Source organism: Variovorax sp. PDC80 (assembly GCF_900115375.1).
Classification (GTDB): domain Bacteria; phylum Pseudomonadota; class Gammaproteobacteria; order Burkholderiales; family Burkholderiaceae_C; genus Variovorax.
The window spans coordinates 560,007-574,092 of the sequence record NZ_FOWG01000001.1 but is presented as its reverse complement, the minus strand read 5'-3'; the positions used below and the strand labels follow the sequence as shown (position 1 = coordinate 574,092).

The window sequence follows — 14,086 nt, the reverse complement described above, 5'->3', positions numbered from 1 at the left end:
CGCCGCGCGCGGACTTCAGGCCTCGTGGTTCAGCGCCAGCCCGGGCGTGGGCCAGTCGTCGATCGCGATCAGCCGCCCGCTGCCCGACAGCGTGACGAAGGCGGTGCGCAGGCCGGGGCCGCCGAAGCAGATGTTGGTGGTGTAGCGGTCGGGCAGCGGCAGGTGCTCGACCTGGCCGCCGTCGGGTGCCACGATGCTGATGCCGCCATGCAGCAGCGTCGCCACGCAGAGGTTGCCGAGCGCATCGACCGCCATCGAATCGAAGCGCTGGTAGTGCCCGCCCGGCGAGGCGCAGAGCATGCGCCCGCCATGCGGCGAGGGCCAGCCGTCCTTGCGCACGCGGCCCGGCGCCACGATGTCGAAGGCCCAGACGCGCGCGCCCTCGGTCTCGGCGTAGTAGAGCGTCTGGCCATCGGGCGACAGCGCGATGCCGTTGGGCGTCATCACGGGCCGCGCAATGGCATGAGCGGCGGCGCCGTCGGCATGGCCGTAGAACAGGCCGCCGCGGTCCATGTCGCGCTCGCGCACCTTGCCGAGGTCGGTGAAGTAGAAGCCGCCATGCGCATCGAACACGATGTCGTTGGGCCCGCACAGCGCGCCGCCCTCGACTGTGTCGTAGAGCCGCTCCGCGCGGCCGGTCGCGAGGTTCACGCGCTCGATGCGCCCGCCCGAGTAGTCGTCGGCCTGGCCCACGGGCCGCACGCTGCCGTCGGCCTCGGTGTGCCATTTGAAGCCGCCGTTGTTGCAGACGTAGACCGCGCCGTCGGGGCCGATCGCGGCACCGTTCGGGCCACCGCCGAGATCGGCCACCACCTGCACCAGGCCATCGGGCCGCACGCGCGTGAGCGTGCCGCGCGCGATCTCCACCAGCAATATCGAACCGTCGCGCAGGGCGATCGGTCCTTCGGGAAACTGCAGGCCGCTGGCGATTTCTCGGATCTTCATCGGGTGTCTCCTGGCGCGTGGACGTTGGGCCTCAGCGGTTCGAGAGCGCCTTCTGCATGAACACGCTGAGCGGGTCGTCGGTGTAGCTGCCGAAGGGGCCGCGACGCTCGTAGCCGAGCGAAGCATAGAGGGCGAGGGCTTCGGGTTGGAACGGTCCCGTCTCCAGCAGAAGCAGCTTGCAGCCCGCGTCGATGGATGCGGACTCCAGCGCCTGAAGCAACTGGCGCGCGATGCCCCGGCCCCGGAAGCCGGGTGCGACGTACATGCGCTTGATCTCGCCCTGCGCGGTGTCGAGCACCACCGCGCCGCAGCCCATGGCCCGCCCCGTATCGTCGCGCGCGACGAAGAACAGCACGTTGGCTTGCTTCAACGACGCGAGGTCGAGCGCGTGCCGGCTTTCGGGTGGATAGAGCGTGTCTTGATAAGCGTCGAGCTCGGCGATCAGGGCGATCACCTCGGGCTGATCGGGCGACTCGGGCGCAATGGTCATGGACGAAGGCTACCCCACGGCCTTGATGAGCCGGTCGCGCCCCGCCTTCGCGAGCATCGACGCGACGGCGCAGGAGGCGAGCCGCGCCGCTTCCGAATCGGCGCGGCTCGTGAGGATCACCGGCACCTTGGTGCCGAGCACGATGCCGGCCGCATAGGCGCCGCCGAGGAAGGTGAGGCTCTTCGCGAGCATGTTGCCCGCGTCGAGGTCGGGCACGATCAGCACGTTGGCACGGCCCGCCACGGGCGAGACGATGCCCTTGATGCGCGCGGCCTCGGCATCGATCGCGTTGTCCATCGCGAGCGGGCCGTCGAGCTGCGCGCCCGTGATCTGGCCGCGGTCGGCCATCTTGCAGAGCACGGCCGCGTCGAGCGTGGAGGGCACCTTCGCGTTGACCGTTTCGGTGGCCGAGAGGATGGCCACGCGCACGGCCGGCATCAGCAGCGCATGCGCGAGGTCGATCGCGTTCTGCACGATGTCGACCTTCTCCTCGAGCGTGGGTGCGATGTTGATCGCCGCGTCGGAGATGACCAGCGGCTGCGCATGGCCGGGCACGTCCATCACGAAGCAGTGGCTGATGCGGCGCGAGGTGCGCAGGCCGCCTTCGCGGCGCACCACGGCGCCCATCAGCTCGTCGGTGTGCAGGCTGCCCTTCATCAATGCATCGACCTCGCCGCGCAGGGCCATCGCCACGGCCGCGTCGGCCGCGGCATGGCTGTGCGGCGCATCGACGATGGGAATGCCCGAAAGGTCGATGCCGATCTCGTGCGCCGCCGCTTCGATCTTCGCGCGCGGGCCCACCAGCGTGGGCGCGATCAGGCCCAGCGCTGCCGAGGCGAGCGCGGCCTCGAGCGACACGGCATTGGCCGGATGCACCACCGCCACGCGCAGCGGCGGCAGGCCGCGCGCGGTGGCGATCAGGCGGTCGTAGTGCGGATGGGAGGCGGTGGGGGTCGACGAGGTCATGCGGGACTCCTTCTCACTCAGCGTGCCGGTGCCGCGGTGGAGCGGCGCACGATCAGTTCGGCGGGCAGCGTGACGCGCGTGGTGCCGGCGTCGACGCCCGCGATCTGCGCCAGCAGCGTGCTGACCGCGGCACGGCCCATGTCGGCCAGCGGCTGGCGCACGGTCGTGAGCGCGGGATGCACCTGGGCCGCGGCCGCGACGTCGTCGAAGCCCACCACCGAGACGTCCTCGGGGATCCGCAGCCCATGCTCCTGGAACACGCCCATCAGGCCGAAGGCGCTCAGGTCGTTGGCGGCGAACACGGCGCTGGGACGTTGCGGCAGCGCGAGCAGCTGGCGCGCCGCGGTACGGCCGCCCTCGAAGTCGTACTCGCCGGGCACCACCAGCGCCGGGTCGCGCTCGAGCCCGTGCACCGCGATCGCATCGTCGTAGGCACGGCGCCGCTCGAGCGCCGACTCGAACTTTTCGGCGCCCGCGACGAAGGCGATGCGGCGGTGCCCGAACTCGGCCAGGTGCTTCATCGCGGCGCGCGCGCCGCCGTAGCTGTCGGACGCGACGCAGGGCAGTTCGCCCGGCTCGCCGGGGCTGTCGATCATCACCACCGGAAAGCGCTCCGCCGCCATCTCGGCCATCGGGTCGAGCCGGTAGGGCAGCAGGACCACCAGCCCTTCCGTGGACTGCCGCAGCAACTGCAGCACTTCGGCCGAGGGAGGCCGCTCGTGCGGGCCGCGCGAATAGACCAGGACCTCGATGCCGGCGGCGGCCGCCGTTTCGACGACGCTGCCGACGATGTCGGCAACGAACGGGTGGTTCAGGCGCGTGGCGATCAGTCCGATGACGCGGGGGCGCGTACCGGACTTGAAGGCCGCCCGGTGGCCCTCGTAGCCGAGCTCGGACGCGACCTTGAGCAAGGCGTCGCGGGTCTGCGACGAAACGCCGGGCTGGTTGTTGACGGCCCGCGAAGCGGTCATGACCGACACGCCGGCTGCCGCCGCGATGTCGGCCAAGGTGATGGTGGTCCGCGCCATGTCCTGGAGGTTGAAGCGTTGTACTCGGGGCATCATAACGTTCGCGTAACGCCCTTCTGTAACGTTATTCACGGTTTCGCTATGGATTACATGGTATTTACCAGTATTGAGATAATTAACGTTAACAATATCGTTATGACGTCTGAACCTTCAGGAGTGGGCACGGCAATGAAGCCTCGGTCTTTCGCCGGCGGATGGGCCATTTCCGCCGGCTGCATCTTCGGCTATGTCGCGGCGCAGGGCGCCCCGACCATCACGGCATGGGACATCCAGACCCAGCCGGGCGTTTCGCGGGTGCTGCAGGACGCCGGCAAGCGCTTCGAGAACAGCCATGCCGGCTACACGGTGCAGCGCTCGCCGATCGCCAACGAGGCCTACAAGGTCAAGCTCAAGATCGCCTTCGGCGCCAACCAGCCGCCGTGTGTGTTCGCCAACTGGGGCGGCGGCCTGCTGCGCGAGTACGTGAAGGCCGGGCAGGTGCTCGACCTCTCGCCCTACCTGGCCCGCGACGAGGCCTTCCGCGCGCGCTTTCTTCCCGGGGCCTTCGACGCCACCACCGTCGACGGCAAGGTCTATGGCCTGCCCGGCGAGGAGACCTCGGCGGCGGTCATCTTCTACAACACCGAACTCTTTCGCCGGCATGGCCTGAAGCCGCCGCGCACCTGGCCCGAGCTGATGGCGCTGGTGGGCACGCTCAAGGGGCTGGGCATCGCGCCCTTCGCGCTGGCCAACAAGTCCAAGTGGCCCGGCTCGATGTACTTCATGTACCTGGTCGACCGCATCGGCGGCCCCGATGCCTTTCGCAAGGCGGCGGCGCGCACGGGCGGGGAGGGCTTCGCCGCGCCGGCCTTCGTCGAGGCCGGCCGCTACCTGCAGGAGCTGGTGCAGGCGGGTGCCTTCGCGCCGGGCTTCAACGGGCTCGACTACGACGCCGGCGCCTCGCGCCGCCTGCTCTATGCCGGCAAGGCCGCGATGACGCTGATGGGCAGCTGGGAGCTCGGCAACATCCAGAACGAGAACCCGGCGTTCCGCAAGAAGGTCGACTTCTTTCCCTTTCCCACCGTGCCGAACGGCAAGGGCGCGGGCGATGCCGTCATCGGCTCGATGGGCACCAACTTCTACAGCATCTCCCGCGCCTGCAAGTCGCCCGAAGCCGCGTACGCGCTGATCAAGACCATGGTCGACGACGAAGCCGTGCGGGCCCGGCTGGCCAACAGCCGCATGGTGCCGGTCAAGGGACTGCAGCTCGCCGATCCGCTGCTGCAGCGGCTGATGAGCACGGTGGTGAGCGCGCCGTCGGTGCAGCTGTGGTACGACCAGGAACTGCCGCCGCAACTCGCCGAGCTGCACAAGGACACGGTGCAGGCGCTGTTCGGCCTCTCGATGACGCCCGAGCAGGCCGCGCGGAAAATGGAGGCGCTGGCGGCGCGGATGCCGCGCTGAGCACCGGCCCGTGCCCGGACCAGGAGCCTTCATCGTGAGTTCGCGCGTCTCCGTCTTCGCATCGACGCCACGGCGCCGCGCCGCGCTGGCGCGGCGGCTCGCGCCGGTGGTGTTCCTGGCGCCGGCCGTGCTGCTGCTGCTGGTCTTCCTGGTCTATCCGCTCGTCGACAGCTTCCGTCTCTCGCTGTTCGAATGGAACGGCCTGGGCGCCGGCCGCGTCTTCGTCGGCCTGCGCAACTGGATCGAACTGCTGCACGACACGCAGTTCCGGCGCGCGCTGTGCAACAACCTGCTGCTGGCGCTGCTCTCGGTGCTGATCCAGCTGCCGATTGCCCTGGCGCTGGCCTTGCTGCTCGACCGCGCGGGCCGCGGTTCGCAATGGCTGAAGCTGCTCTACTTCCTGCCGCTGCTGTTTTCCAGCGTCGCGCTGGGCGTGGTCTTCAAGAACATCCTCGATCCCAACTTCGGCCCGCTCAACGCGCTGCTGCAGGCCATCGGCCTGCCGGGGCTGGCGCAGGACTGGCTCGGCGACACGCGCCTGGCGCTGCTGTCCGTGGCGCTCGTGGTCTGCTGGCAGAACATTCCGTTCCACATGATCCTGTTCATGGCCGGCCTGGCTTCCTTTCCGCGCGAGCTCGCCGAGGCCGCGCGCCTCGACGGCGCGCGCCCGGCCAAGGTGTTCTGGACCATCAAGCTGCCCTGGCTGCGCGGCACGGTCCGCATCGCCGCGATGCTTGCCGTGATCGGCTCGCTGCGCTACTTCGACCTGGTCTACGTGATGACCGGCGGCGGTCCCGAAGGCGCCTCGGAGCTGATGGCGACCTACATGTACCGCACCGTGTTCTCGTCCTACCAGCTCGGCTACGGCAGCACGATCGCCTCGGCGATGTTCCTGGTCGTGACGCTGATCGCCGCCCTGGGGCTGCGCCTGACGCGGCGCTTCTCGACCCCGGTGTGACATCCATGCTTGTTCGCTCCCGTCCGCTGACTCTCGGCCTGGTCTGGCTGCTGGCCTTGGTCTGGCTCGCGGTCACGCTGCTGCCGATCGCCTTCATGCTGCTGACCAGCCTCAAGTCGCAGCAGGACATGTTCTCGGGCAGCCTGTGGGCCTGGCCCGAGCGCTTCGACTGGAGCCAATACCTGTCGGTGCTCCAAGGCGGCTATGCGGGGTATCTGCGAAACAGCCTGCTGGTGGTCGGCGCCTCGGTGCTGCTGATCGTCGCGGCGTCGACGATGGCGGCCTACGCGCTCGCGCGCTTGCGGTTTCGCTTCAACCACGCGCTGCTCGGACTGATCGTCGCCGCGATGGTGGTGCCGCTGCACGTCACGCTGGTGCCCGTCTACCTGATGACGCGCAACCTCGGCCTCTACGACACGCTGTTCGCGCTGATCGGTCCCTACGTCGCCACCAGCCTGCCGGTCTCGATCGTCATCCTGACCGAGTTCATGCGCCAGATCCCGCGCGAACTCGAGGAGGCCGCCGAGATCGACGGCAGCGGTCCGTTCACCATCTTCCGGCAGATCTTCCTGCCCCTGTCCGGTCCTGGCATCGCCACGGTGGCGATCTACAACGGCATCCACCTGTGGTCCGAATTCATCTTCGCCTACGTGCTCACCAGCTCGCCCGGCATGCGCACGCTGCCCCTGGCGCTGTGGGACTACCAGGGCGAGTTCTCGTCGAACATCCCCGCGATGCTCGCGGTGGCGACGCTCACCTCGCTGCCGTTGCTGGCCGCCTATGCGATCGGGCAGGAGCAGATCGTCAAGGGAATGATGGCGGGCGTGCTCAAGGGTTGAGTGAGGCCCGCGATCGGAAGGCTCGCGAGGTCGATGCCGATCTCGTGCATTGCCGCGCCGAAATTTTTTTCGATCGATGTGTTGACGACGGAGTAAAGACTATTTACAGTCCGACTCCTTCGCGCGGCAGACCGCGCCTCTTCGATTCGACCCACAGCATCACAGGACCCATCGTGACCACCGCAGCCCGCATTTGCATCGACAGCCTCCGACCCATGCCGGTCCGGCCGCTCGTGCGCGCTCTGCTGGCCGTCACGGTCGCTGCATGGCTGAACGAGAACCACAGCTTGCATCCGGGTGGAGGACGCGCTTAGGCGACGACCTCCCAAGCGCTCTTCACCAAGAGGCCCGGACACCGAAAGGTTCCGGGCCTTTTCGTTTTGGGCCTGTGCAACGAACCCTTGACCCATGCAGCGATCGTGCTGCAGCGCATGAAGCCAGGCGGCTCATGCACGCTCCTTAAAAATTCGAAACGACGAGGCGGGGTCGCGATGGCGCGGCCCCTCACCTCGGCAAGCAAGAGAAAACACATTCAGCCTCGGTGACGCAATCGGTAGACGTGTCCGCCTTAGAAGCGGAATTCTGGGAGTTCGAGTCTCCCCCGAGGCATCATTTTTTTCTGGGTGTAGTGTCAATCAGGTAGACGGCCTGCCCTGGAAGCAGGAGGCTGCAGGTTCGAGTCCTGCCACCCAGACCATCCTCATCCCGCGTTAGCTCAATGGATCAGAGCACCTGCCTACGAAGCAGGGGGTTGCACGTTCGAGTCGTGCACGTGGGGCCATTCGTTTTTTCCCCGGTAGCTCAGCTGGTAGATGCGGCGCACTGTTAATGCGCAGGTCACACGTTCGAACCGTGTTCGGGGAGCCATTCAATTCATGCAGGCCTGACCGGCTCGCGCACCAGCGCCCGCGCCACCCGCCACGCCATCCACAACAGCGCGATCGGCAGCACCACGGTCTGCAGCGCGAACAGCGCGATCAGCTTCACGATGCGCTCGGCCCAGTCCGAGGCCGAGCGGATGATCTGGTCGTAGGTGGCCTTGAGGTTCGGCAGCTTCGGCAGCCAGCGCTCGATGCGTTCCTTCCAGCCCTCCTGCGCATTCGGCTGCGCCTCTTGCGTGGTGTCGATCACGGCGGCCGGCGACTTCTCGATCAGCGCGAGCGCCGACTGGTACTCGTCGGCCATGAAGACACGGTACAGCCCCTCGTTGGCCATGGCCGACAGCGGCACCGCGAAGCGCACCAGCAGTAGCCCGATCATGAGCGACTGCAGCCAGCGCGGCGAACGGCCGCTGTGCCAGCGCCAGGCGATCCATGCGAGCGCCACCGCGCAGACCAGCACCGACATGTAAGCATGCGCGCCGATCTTCAGCAGCACCAGCTGGATGCCGAAGGACACGCTGGCCGCCAGCATGATGGCCGCGAACTGTTCGATCAGTTCGTTGAGCGGCTTGAGCGCCTGGCCCGGCGCAAGGCTCACGCCGATGCCGCCGGGCGTGGCGTCGACCTGCGTGCCCTGCGCCACCGACACCACCGCGCCGAGCGCGCGTGCGGCAGCAAAGGTGGTCAGGGCGCGCTTGAGTCCGTCCTCGACCTGCGCGCGCGCGGGCGTGTCGATCGGCGCCACCCAGCAACCGAGGAACACCACGAGGGCGACGGCGAGAAGGTAGAAGCGCTGCAGCGGTCGGTTGGAGGTGGTGGTGCTGTTCATGGCTCGTTGTCGGATGCGTGCGCGCGGTCGCGTGAAGGGCCGCGGCGGGCTTCTGGCATTCTCGCGGCGCTCGGTCGCCGCTCGAAAGAATCCCGCATGGCGGGGTCGGTCGGGGTGTGCGTTCGACGTTGCCCCGGGTTTCTTGTTCCCTTCGGAGTCCTCTTCATGACAACCACCGTTCAACCCCGCAAGATCGTCGTGCTCTCGGGCTCGGGCGTGAGCGCCGAAAGCGGCCTGCCCACCTTCCGCGACGCCAAGGGCCTGTGGAACAACCATCCGTGGCAGGAGCTCGCGAGTCCCGAGGGCTGGCAGCGCCATCCCCAGACCGTGCAGGCCTTCTACAACGAGCGTCGCCAGAAGGCCTGGGCGGCCCAGCCCAATGCGGCGCACGCGGCCATCGCCTCGCTCGAGCCGGCCTACGAGGTGGTCATCGTCACGCAGAACGTCGATGCGCTGCACGAGCGCGCCGGCTCCACGCAGGTGCTGCACATCCACGGCGAACTCGCCTATGCGCGCGGCACCTCGGCGCGGCGTCATCGCTACCGCATCGACGGCGCGGCGATCGAGATGGGCCAGCTGTGCGAAGACGGCACGCAGCTGCGGCCCGACATCGTGTGGTTCGGAGAATCGGTGCAGCACTTCGACGAGGCGCTGATGCACGTCACCACCGCCGCGCGCGTGCTGGTGGTGGGCACCTCGCTCGCGGTGCAGCCGGCCGCCTCGCTCGCGCGGTACGCGCACGCGAGTGCCGAGAAGGTGCTGGTGTCGCTCGAGATGGAGGAGGTGCCGCGCGGCTTCGTCTTCATGCGCGGCAGGGCGACCGAGCAGGTGCCGACGCTCGTCGCGCGATGGCTCGCGGAAGCGGAGCGAGCCGGCACCTAGCGTTCGCCAACGCAGGCCCATCATCGTGAGATGACGGGCTTTTTTGTGTCGCCTTGTTTCGGCCGTCGCGCACAAAGCCCTTGAAAGAACCGATTGTTCCTAAGGTTCCGGGCGCGTAGTGCTTTTTTCGCCGTGACCTTCTGCACTGGCGAGCCCATCGCGCATCACCTACCTTCCAGGCGGTTTCAACGCAACACGGGAGCAGCTCATGGCGGTAGACATGTTCATGCGCGTCGAAGGCGCGAATGGCGAATCGAAGGACGCGAACCACAAGGACTGGACGGACATCAAGTCCTTCGCATGGGGCGCGACCCAGCCCGGCAACATGGTCAGCGGTGGCGGCGGTGGCGTGGGCAAGGCCAGCTTCAACGACCTGCAGGTGCTCGCGCGCATCGACAAGGCGGCACCGGCCGTGCTGAAGAACTGCGCCAGCGGCAAGCACCTGAGCAAGATCGAAGTGTCGGTCTGCAAGGCCGGCGGCTCGCAGATCGAATACACGCGCGTGACGCTCGAGGAGGTGCTGGTCACTTCGGTGCAGTACACGGCCGAGCAGGGCAGCGACGCGGTGTTCGTGCAGTACGCGTTCCAGGCCGCCAAGGTCAAGCAGCAGTACTGGGAACAGACCGACAAGGGCGGCAAGGGCGCCGAAACCCAGCTCGGCTGGAACATCAAGGAAAACAGGGAAGCCTGAGCACCGCGCGTGCAGGCCGGCGTGCGATGCGCGCCGGCCCGTGCGCGCCCGTGCATTGCATCCGCTTCGTCGCTGAGTCCCCGGCCCCATGACCCGCAGCTTCATCGCCCACAGCGCGCTGGGCGAGCGCCTCAAGTTCCGCTCGATGACGGGGCAGGAGCGCATCTCCACGCTGTTCGAATCGCGCGTGCGGCTGGTCAGCGAGCTGCCCGGCATCGGTGCCAGGCAGATGCTCGGCGAGGACATGACGATCGAGGTCAACCTCGCCACCGAGCTCGGTGGCGCGGGGCAGCGCTTCATCAGCGGGCAGGTCACGCGCTTCGCGCGCGTGGGCAAGGACGACGGCGACATGCATGTCTACGAAGCCCAGCTGCGCCCCTGGCTCTGGTACGCCACGCGGCGCTCGGACTTCAAGATCTTCCAGTTCAAGTCCGTGCCCGACATCGTGCAGGAGGTGCTCGCGCCTTACGGCTTCGGCATCGATGCGCGGCTGAGCGGCAGCTACCGCAGCTGGGACTACTGCGTGCAGTACGGTGAGACCGACTTCGATTTCGTGAGCCGGCTCATGGAGTCCGAGGGCATCTACTATTTCTTCGCGCATGCCAGGGGCAGCCACCAGCTCGTGCTGTGCGACGGCCCGGGCTCGCATGCGCCGCTGCCCGCGGGCCCGGTGAAGGTGCCCTACCACGCGGGCGTGCTCGCGGCGCAGATCCTCGAGCAGGACTTCATCGACAGCTGGCACCACGCCGAGGACATCGCCTCGGGCCATTTCGCGACCGATGACTACGACTTCAAGAAGCCCCACGCCGAGATCGACACGCTGCGTCGCCAGCCCGCGGGCCACAGCCGCGACAACTACGAGATCTACGACTGGCCCGGCGGCTACACCGAACTCGGCGACGGCGAGAACTACGCGCGGCTGCGGCTCGAGCAGCAGACCGGCCGGCGCGAATCGATCGAGGCCGAAGGCAACCTGCGCCACATCGCGCCCGGCTACCTGTTCGACCTCGCGCGCCATCCGAACGCCGAGGACAACCGCCGCTACCTGATCGAGGCCGCGAGCCACGACTTCCAGGAGAACGCGCTGCGCGTGGCTGCCGCCGGTGCCGCCTACGGCGAATCGACCAGCAGCACCAGCTACCGCCAGGCCTTCGCGGTGGTGCCCGACAGCGCCCCGTATCGCGTGCCACGCCTCACGCCGCGCCCGCGCACCACGGGTCCGCAGACCGCCGTGGTGGTGGGCCCGGCGGGCGAGGAGATCCACACCGACGAGTACGGCCGCATCAAGGTGCAGTTCCACTGGGACCGCTACGGCCAGCGCGACGAGAACGCCTCGTGCTGGATCCGCGTCTCGCAGACCTGGGCCGGCGGCGGCTACGGCACCATGCAGATCCCGCGCATCGGCCAGGAGGTGATCGTCGACTTCCTCAACGGCGACCCCGACCATCCGATCGTCACGGGCTGCGTCTACAACGCCGCGCAGATGCCGGCCTGGGAGCTGCCGCGCCACAAGACGCAGTCGGGCATCCAGACCCACTGGAGCAAGGGCGGCGGCGGCAAGCACATGCTGCGCTTCGAGGACAAGCGCGGCAGCGAGCACATCGAGCTCTCGACCGACCACGGCGCCACCCACCTGCACATGGGCTACCTGATGAACCAGGGCTCGGAGGTGCAGCGCAGCTACGGCTTCGAGCTGCGCACCAACGAGTGGGGTTCGATCCGCGCCGACAAGGGCCTGCTGCTGACCACCTACACGCAGGACTTCACGCAGCGCGTGTCGCGCGACAACCCCGACGGCCACGAGCACATGGGCGCCGCGCTCGCGCAGAGCGGCGCGCTGATGCAGTCGGCCGGGCAGGCCATCGCCGCCACCAAGGCGCTGGTCGGCGCCATGGCCAAGGGCAAGGGCCAGCAGCTCATGGGGCTGGCGCAGGGCGTGCAGTCGCTGGCCGGCGCGGCGCAGGCGGTGAGCGCGCTGACGGGGGACGATGCCTCCGACGAGGCCGGCGTCTCGGGCGATGCCGACCCCGCCATGGCCGATGCGCAACGCATGCTCGATCTCTCGCGCAGGATCGACAAACCCGTGGTCTCGATCGTGAGCCCCGAGGGCCAGACCATGATCAGCCCCAAGCCCATCGTCGTGAGCTCGGGCCAGAGCGTGTCGATGCGCTCGCAGTCGGCCATGACGCTCACCACCGGCGCCCAGCTCACGCAGCTGGTGGCGGGCGGCATGCTGACGCAGATCGTCAAGGGCGGGCAGGTCAACGTGGTCTCGGGCGGCGACATCGTCTCGCATGCGAGCGAGGGCGCGATCAATCTCGTGGCCAAGACCGATGCCTCGGTGACCTCCACTGAAAGCAATGCCAATCTCGTGGGTCGCAAGTCGGTGCTGGTGCAGGCGGTGGACCAGGACGTGTTCGTGATGGGCAAGACCAGCATCTCGCTGATCTGCGGCAAGTCGTCGATCGTGCTGCTCGAGGATGGGACGATCCGGATCAGCGGCGTGAAGGGGCTGGTGAACTTCACGGAGGATCTGGATCAGCGGGGCGGGAAGATCTTTTTGAACTGCGAGGCGCCGGTGGGGGCGGCGCCGCCCGAATCGGAGGAAGAAACCGTCTCCGCGCCGGCCGTGCCGGGCGCCGCCGCGCCGGCGGCACCGCCACCCGGCACCAGGGTCGCGAAGCCGGCCTTCGCGCCGGCGGTGGCCGAGGAGCCGCCGGCCACCGCCGCTACCCTCGCGGTGCCGAGTTCTCCGAACATGTCGCCCGCGCAGGTGAACCTCGGCGAGCTCAACGGCGACTTCACGCACCGCTGGAACAAGAGCTTTCCCAACGGCGTGCCGACCGAGCAGGCCAACACGCTGGTGGCGAACAGGCAGGGCGAGCTCTCGCTCGCCAATCCGGTGTCGGGCACGTCCGCGCACGCAGCGCCCGACCTCGACGTGTCGCGCAACCAGGAGGTGCTGGGCGTCTTCCACTCGCATCCCCAGATCGCCAACAACACCGTCTACACCGGCGTCTCGCTGAGCGGCGGTGACGCGGGCTACCTGATCAACACGCAGCAGAACGTGATCGTGGCCCAGAGCGGCGCCGACCAGTTCATGTACATGCGCACCGCCCAAACGCCCGCCAACATCAACAGCGACCTGCTCAACAAGGCACAGAACGCGCGGATCAACGAACTGGTGAACCAGCCCTCGGCCAGCCCCATGAGCTATCCCACCGCGACGCGCATCGCCGCGCGCGAGACGGCCGAGAAGCTGAACCTGGCCTACTACCAAGGCAACGGCGGCGTGCTCAACCGCGTGTGGCCCTGACACGCATGAATGCAGCGAGCGACCACCCCATGCCCAACGACGAAGCCCTTGCCAGCGAGGCCGAAGCCCTGCTGCGCGCCGCCGACGAAGCGATCGCGCGGCAGGACTGGCCCGCCGCCGGTCGCCACATCGATCGGGCGCTGCAACGCGTGGGCGACCGCTACCTCTCGCTGCGCGCCATCGACTCGAGCGGCCAGACACTGGTGCTCGCCGACATCGAGGCCGCGCAGGGCCGCGAGTCGTCGGCCATCGCGGTGCGGCGCGGCGTGCTGCATTCGCGCACCGTGCAACTGCGCGAGAAGCTGCGGCCGCCATCGACTCCGTCGACCTTCCCCATTCCTGGCCCTTCGCGCTGAAGCGGCCCGCACACACATGCGCTATCACATCCAAGAAGGCCACTTCGACCTCCCCGACGACGGCCGTATCGACCGCTCGATGAACGTGCTCGCCATGCCCGACGGCAGCGGCGTCACCTTCATCGTGAGCCGCGACGCATTGCGCGCGCAGGAGACCCTGGCGCAGTTCGTCGAACGCCAGATGAACGACCTCAAGCGCCAGGTGAGCCAGTTGCAGGAGACCTCGCGCAACCCCATCGGCGTGGGCCCCGCGATGCGCGGCCTGGCCGCGATCGAGATCGCCACCCGCTTCAAGCAGAACGGCCAGGCGCTGCACCAGCGGCAGGCCGCCTTTCAGTTGCCCGACGGCCGCGCGGTGCTGATCCTCACCGCGAGCAGCCCCGAGCCTTTCGGTGAGAGCGAGCTCGCGCTGTGGCAGCGCACGCTCGCGAGCTTCCAGCCCAGGGACTGACGCGGCACCGC

Annotated in this window: 13 protein-coding genes and 4 tRNA genes; 12 read left to right on the top strand and 5 right to left on the bottom strand. The window is 68.3% G+C overall.

The window, feature by feature from the left end:
* Nucleotides 1-15: 15 nt before the first annotated feature.
* From BM109_RS02550 to BM109_RS02535, 4 genes are read right to left on the bottom strand one after another with little or no spacing between them, the layout of a single operon-like run.
* Nucleotides 16-945, bottom strand: coding sequence for an SMP-30/gluconolactonase/LRE family protein (locus BM109_RS02550; RefSeq protein ID WP_093340283.1), 930 nt, complete (start codon nucleotides 943-945; stop codon nucleotides 16-18).
* 31 nt (nucleotides 946-976) lie between these two features.
* Complete coding sequence (locus tag BM109_RS02545) at nucleotides 977-1,435, bottom strand: GNAT family N-acetyltransferase (RefSeq protein WP_093340281.1); 459 nt, start codon at nucleotides 1,433-1,435, stop codon at nucleotides 977-979.
* Nucleotides 1,436-1,444: 9 nt separating this feature from the next.
* The gene (locus BM109_RS02540) at nucleotides 1,445-2,401 is read right to left on the bottom strand and encodes a phosphate acetyltransferase (protein ID WP_093340280.1); all 957 of its coding nucleotides are present in this window, start codon (nucleotides 2,399-2,401) and stop codon (nucleotides 1,445-1,447) included.
* Nucleotides 2,402-2,418: 17 nt separating this feature from the next.
* Nucleotides 2,419-3,462, bottom strand: a complete 1,044-nt coding sequence (locus BM109_RS02535) for a LacI family DNA-binding transcriptional regulator (RefSeq protein ID WP_256222283.1) — start codon at nucleotides 3,460-3,462, stop codon at nucleotides 2,419-2,421.
* 135 nt (nucleotides 3,463-3,597) lie between these two features.
* On the opposite strand from BM109_RS02535, the gene BM109_RS02530 reads away from it, so the two are divergent.
* The 7 genes from BM109_RS02530 (at nucleotide 3,598) to BM109_RS02500 (ending at nucleotide 7,536) form a co-directional block, all read left to right on the top strand.
* Nucleotides 3,598-4,872 (top strand): extracellular solute-binding protein, encoded by a 1,275-nt coding sequence (locus tag BM109_RS02530; RefSeq protein ID WP_093340276.1) that lies wholly within the window; start codon nucleotides 3,598-3,600, stop codon nucleotides 4,870-4,872.
* Between the two features lie 34 nt (nucleotides 4,873-4,906).
* Nucleotides 4,907-5,830: a carbohydrate ABC transporter permease gene (locus BM109_RS02525; protein WP_256222282.1), complete on the top strand. Its 924-nt coding sequence runs from the start codon at nucleotides 4,907-4,909 to the stop codon at nucleotides 5,828-5,830.
* Nucleotides 5,831-5,835: 5 nt separating this feature from the next.
* Nucleotides 5,836-6,669, top strand: a complete 834-nt coding sequence (locus tag BM109_RS02520; RefSeq protein WP_093340274.1) for a carbohydrate ABC transporter permease — start codon at nucleotides 5,836-5,838, stop codon at nucleotides 6,667-6,669.
* Nucleotides 6,670-7,204: 535 nt separating this feature from the next.
* A tRNA-Leu gene (locus BM109_RS02515) sits at nucleotides 7,205-7,278 on the top strand.
* Nucleotides 7,279-7,288: 10 nt separating this feature from the next.
* Nucleotides 7,289-7,366 (top strand) — tRNA-Pro (locus tag BM109_RS02510).
* A gap of 7 nt (nucleotides 7,367-7,373) precedes the next feature.
* Nucleotides 7,374-7,450: transfer RNA gene (locus BM109_RS02505), tRNA-Arg, on the top strand.
* A 9-nt stretch (nucleotides 7,451-7,459) separates the two neighbouring features.
* Nucleotides 7,460-7,536: transfer RNA gene (locus BM109_RS02500), tRNA-Asn, on the top strand.
* A 6-nt stretch (nucleotides 7,537-7,542) separates the two neighbouring features.
* On the opposite strand, the gene BM109_RS02495 is transcribed toward BM109_RS02500, so the two are convergent.
* Nucleotides 7,543-8,379, bottom strand: a complete 837-nt coding sequence (locus tag BM109_RS02495; RefSeq protein WP_093340272.1) for a hypothetical protein — start codon at nucleotides 8,377-8,379, stop codon at nucleotides 7,543-7,545.
* Nucleotides 8,380-8,544: 165 nt separating this feature from the next.
* On the opposite strand from BM109_RS02495, the gene BM109_RS02490 reads away from it, so the two are divergent.
* From BM109_RS02490 to BM109_RS41130, 5 genes are all read left to right on the top strand, one after another.
* On the top strand, nucleotides 8,545-9,261 hold the full coding sequence (locus tag BM109_RS02490) for an SIR2 family NAD-dependent protein deacylase (protein WP_093340270.1): 717 nt from the start codon (nucleotides 8,545-8,547) through the stop codon (nucleotides 9,259-9,261).
* Between the two features lie 208 nt (nucleotides 9,262-9,469).
* A complete protein-coding gene (locus BM109_RS02485) occupies nucleotides 9,470-9,952 on the top strand; it encodes an Hcp family type VI secretion system effector (protein ID WP_093340269.1) in 483 nt (160 codons plus the stop codon).
* A gap of 88 nt (nucleotides 9,953-10,040) precedes the next feature.
* On the top strand, nucleotides 10,041-13,268 hold the full coding sequence (locus BM109_RS02480; protein ID WP_256222281.1) for a type VI secretion system Vgr family protein: 3,228 nt from the start codon (nucleotides 10,041-10,043) through the stop codon (nucleotides 13,266-13,268).
* A 29-nt stretch (nucleotides 13,269-13,297) separates the two neighbouring features.
* Nucleotides 13,298-13,624, top strand: a complete 327-nt coding sequence (locus BM109_RS41135; RefSeq protein WP_177239224.1) for a hypothetical protein — start codon at nucleotides 13,298-13,300, stop codon at nucleotides 13,622-13,624.
* 16 nt (nucleotides 13,625-13,640) lie between these two features.
* Nucleotides 13,641-14,075, top strand: coding sequence for a DcrB-related protein (locus tag BM109_RS41130; protein WP_177239223.1), 435 nt, complete (start codon nucleotides 13,641-13,643; stop codon nucleotides 14,073-14,075).
* Nucleotides 14,076-14,086 lie beyond the last annotated feature (11 nt).

What these genes read in the sequence shown, in the direction of transcription:
- BM109_RS02540 (WP_093340280.1), bottom strand. Translation starts at nt 2,401, where the DNA reads ATGACCTCGTCGACCCCCACCGCCTCCCATCCGCACTACGACCGCCTG.
- BM109_RS41135 (WP_177239224.1), top strand. Translation starts at nt 13,298, where the DNA reads ATGCCCAACGACGAAGCCCTTGCCAGCGAGGCCGAAGCCCTGCTGCGC.
- BM109_RS41130 (WP_177239223.1), top strand. Translation starts at nt 13,641, where the DNA reads ATGCGCTATCACATCCAAGAAGGCCACTTCGACCTCCCCGACGACGGC.
- BM109_RS02545 (WP_093340281.1), bottom strand. Translation starts at nt 1,435, where the DNA reads ATGACCATTGCGCCCGAGTCGCCCGATCAGCCCGAGGTGATCGCCCTG.
- BM109_RS02490 (WP_093340270.1), top strand. Translation starts at nt 8,545, where the DNA reads ATGACAACCACCGTTCAACCCCGCAAGATCGTCGTGCTCTCGGGCTCG.
- BM109_RS02550 (WP_093340283.1), bottom strand. Translation starts at nt 945, where the DNA reads ATGAAGATCCGAGAAATCGCCAGCGGCCTGCAGTTTCCCGAAGGACCG.
- BM109_RS02495 (WP_093340272.1), bottom strand. Translation starts at nt 8,379, where the DNA reads ATGAACAGCACCACCACCTCCAACCGACCGCTGCAGCGCTTCTACCTT.
- BM109_RS02480 (WP_256222281.1), top strand. Translation starts at nt 10,041, where the DNA reads ATGACCCGCAGCTTCATCGCCCACAGCGCGCTGGGCGAGCGCCTCAAG.
- BM109_RS02530 (WP_093340276.1), top strand. Translation starts at nt 3,598, where the DNA reads ATGAAGCCTCGGTCTTTCGCCGGCGGATGGGCCATTTCCGCCGGCTGC.
- BM109_RS02485 (WP_093340269.1), top strand. Translation starts at nt 9,470, where the DNA reads ATGGCGGTAGACATGTTCATGCGCGTCGAAGGCGCGAATGGCGAATCG.
- BM109_RS02520 (WP_093340274.1), top strand. Translation starts at nt 5,836, where the DNA reads ATGCTTGTTCGCTCCCGTCCGCTGACTCTCGGCCTGGTCTGGCTGCTG.
- BM109_RS02535 (WP_256222283.1), bottom strand. Translation starts at nt 3,462, where the DNA reads ATGCCCCGAGTACAACGCTTCAACCTCCAGGACATGGCGCGGACCACC.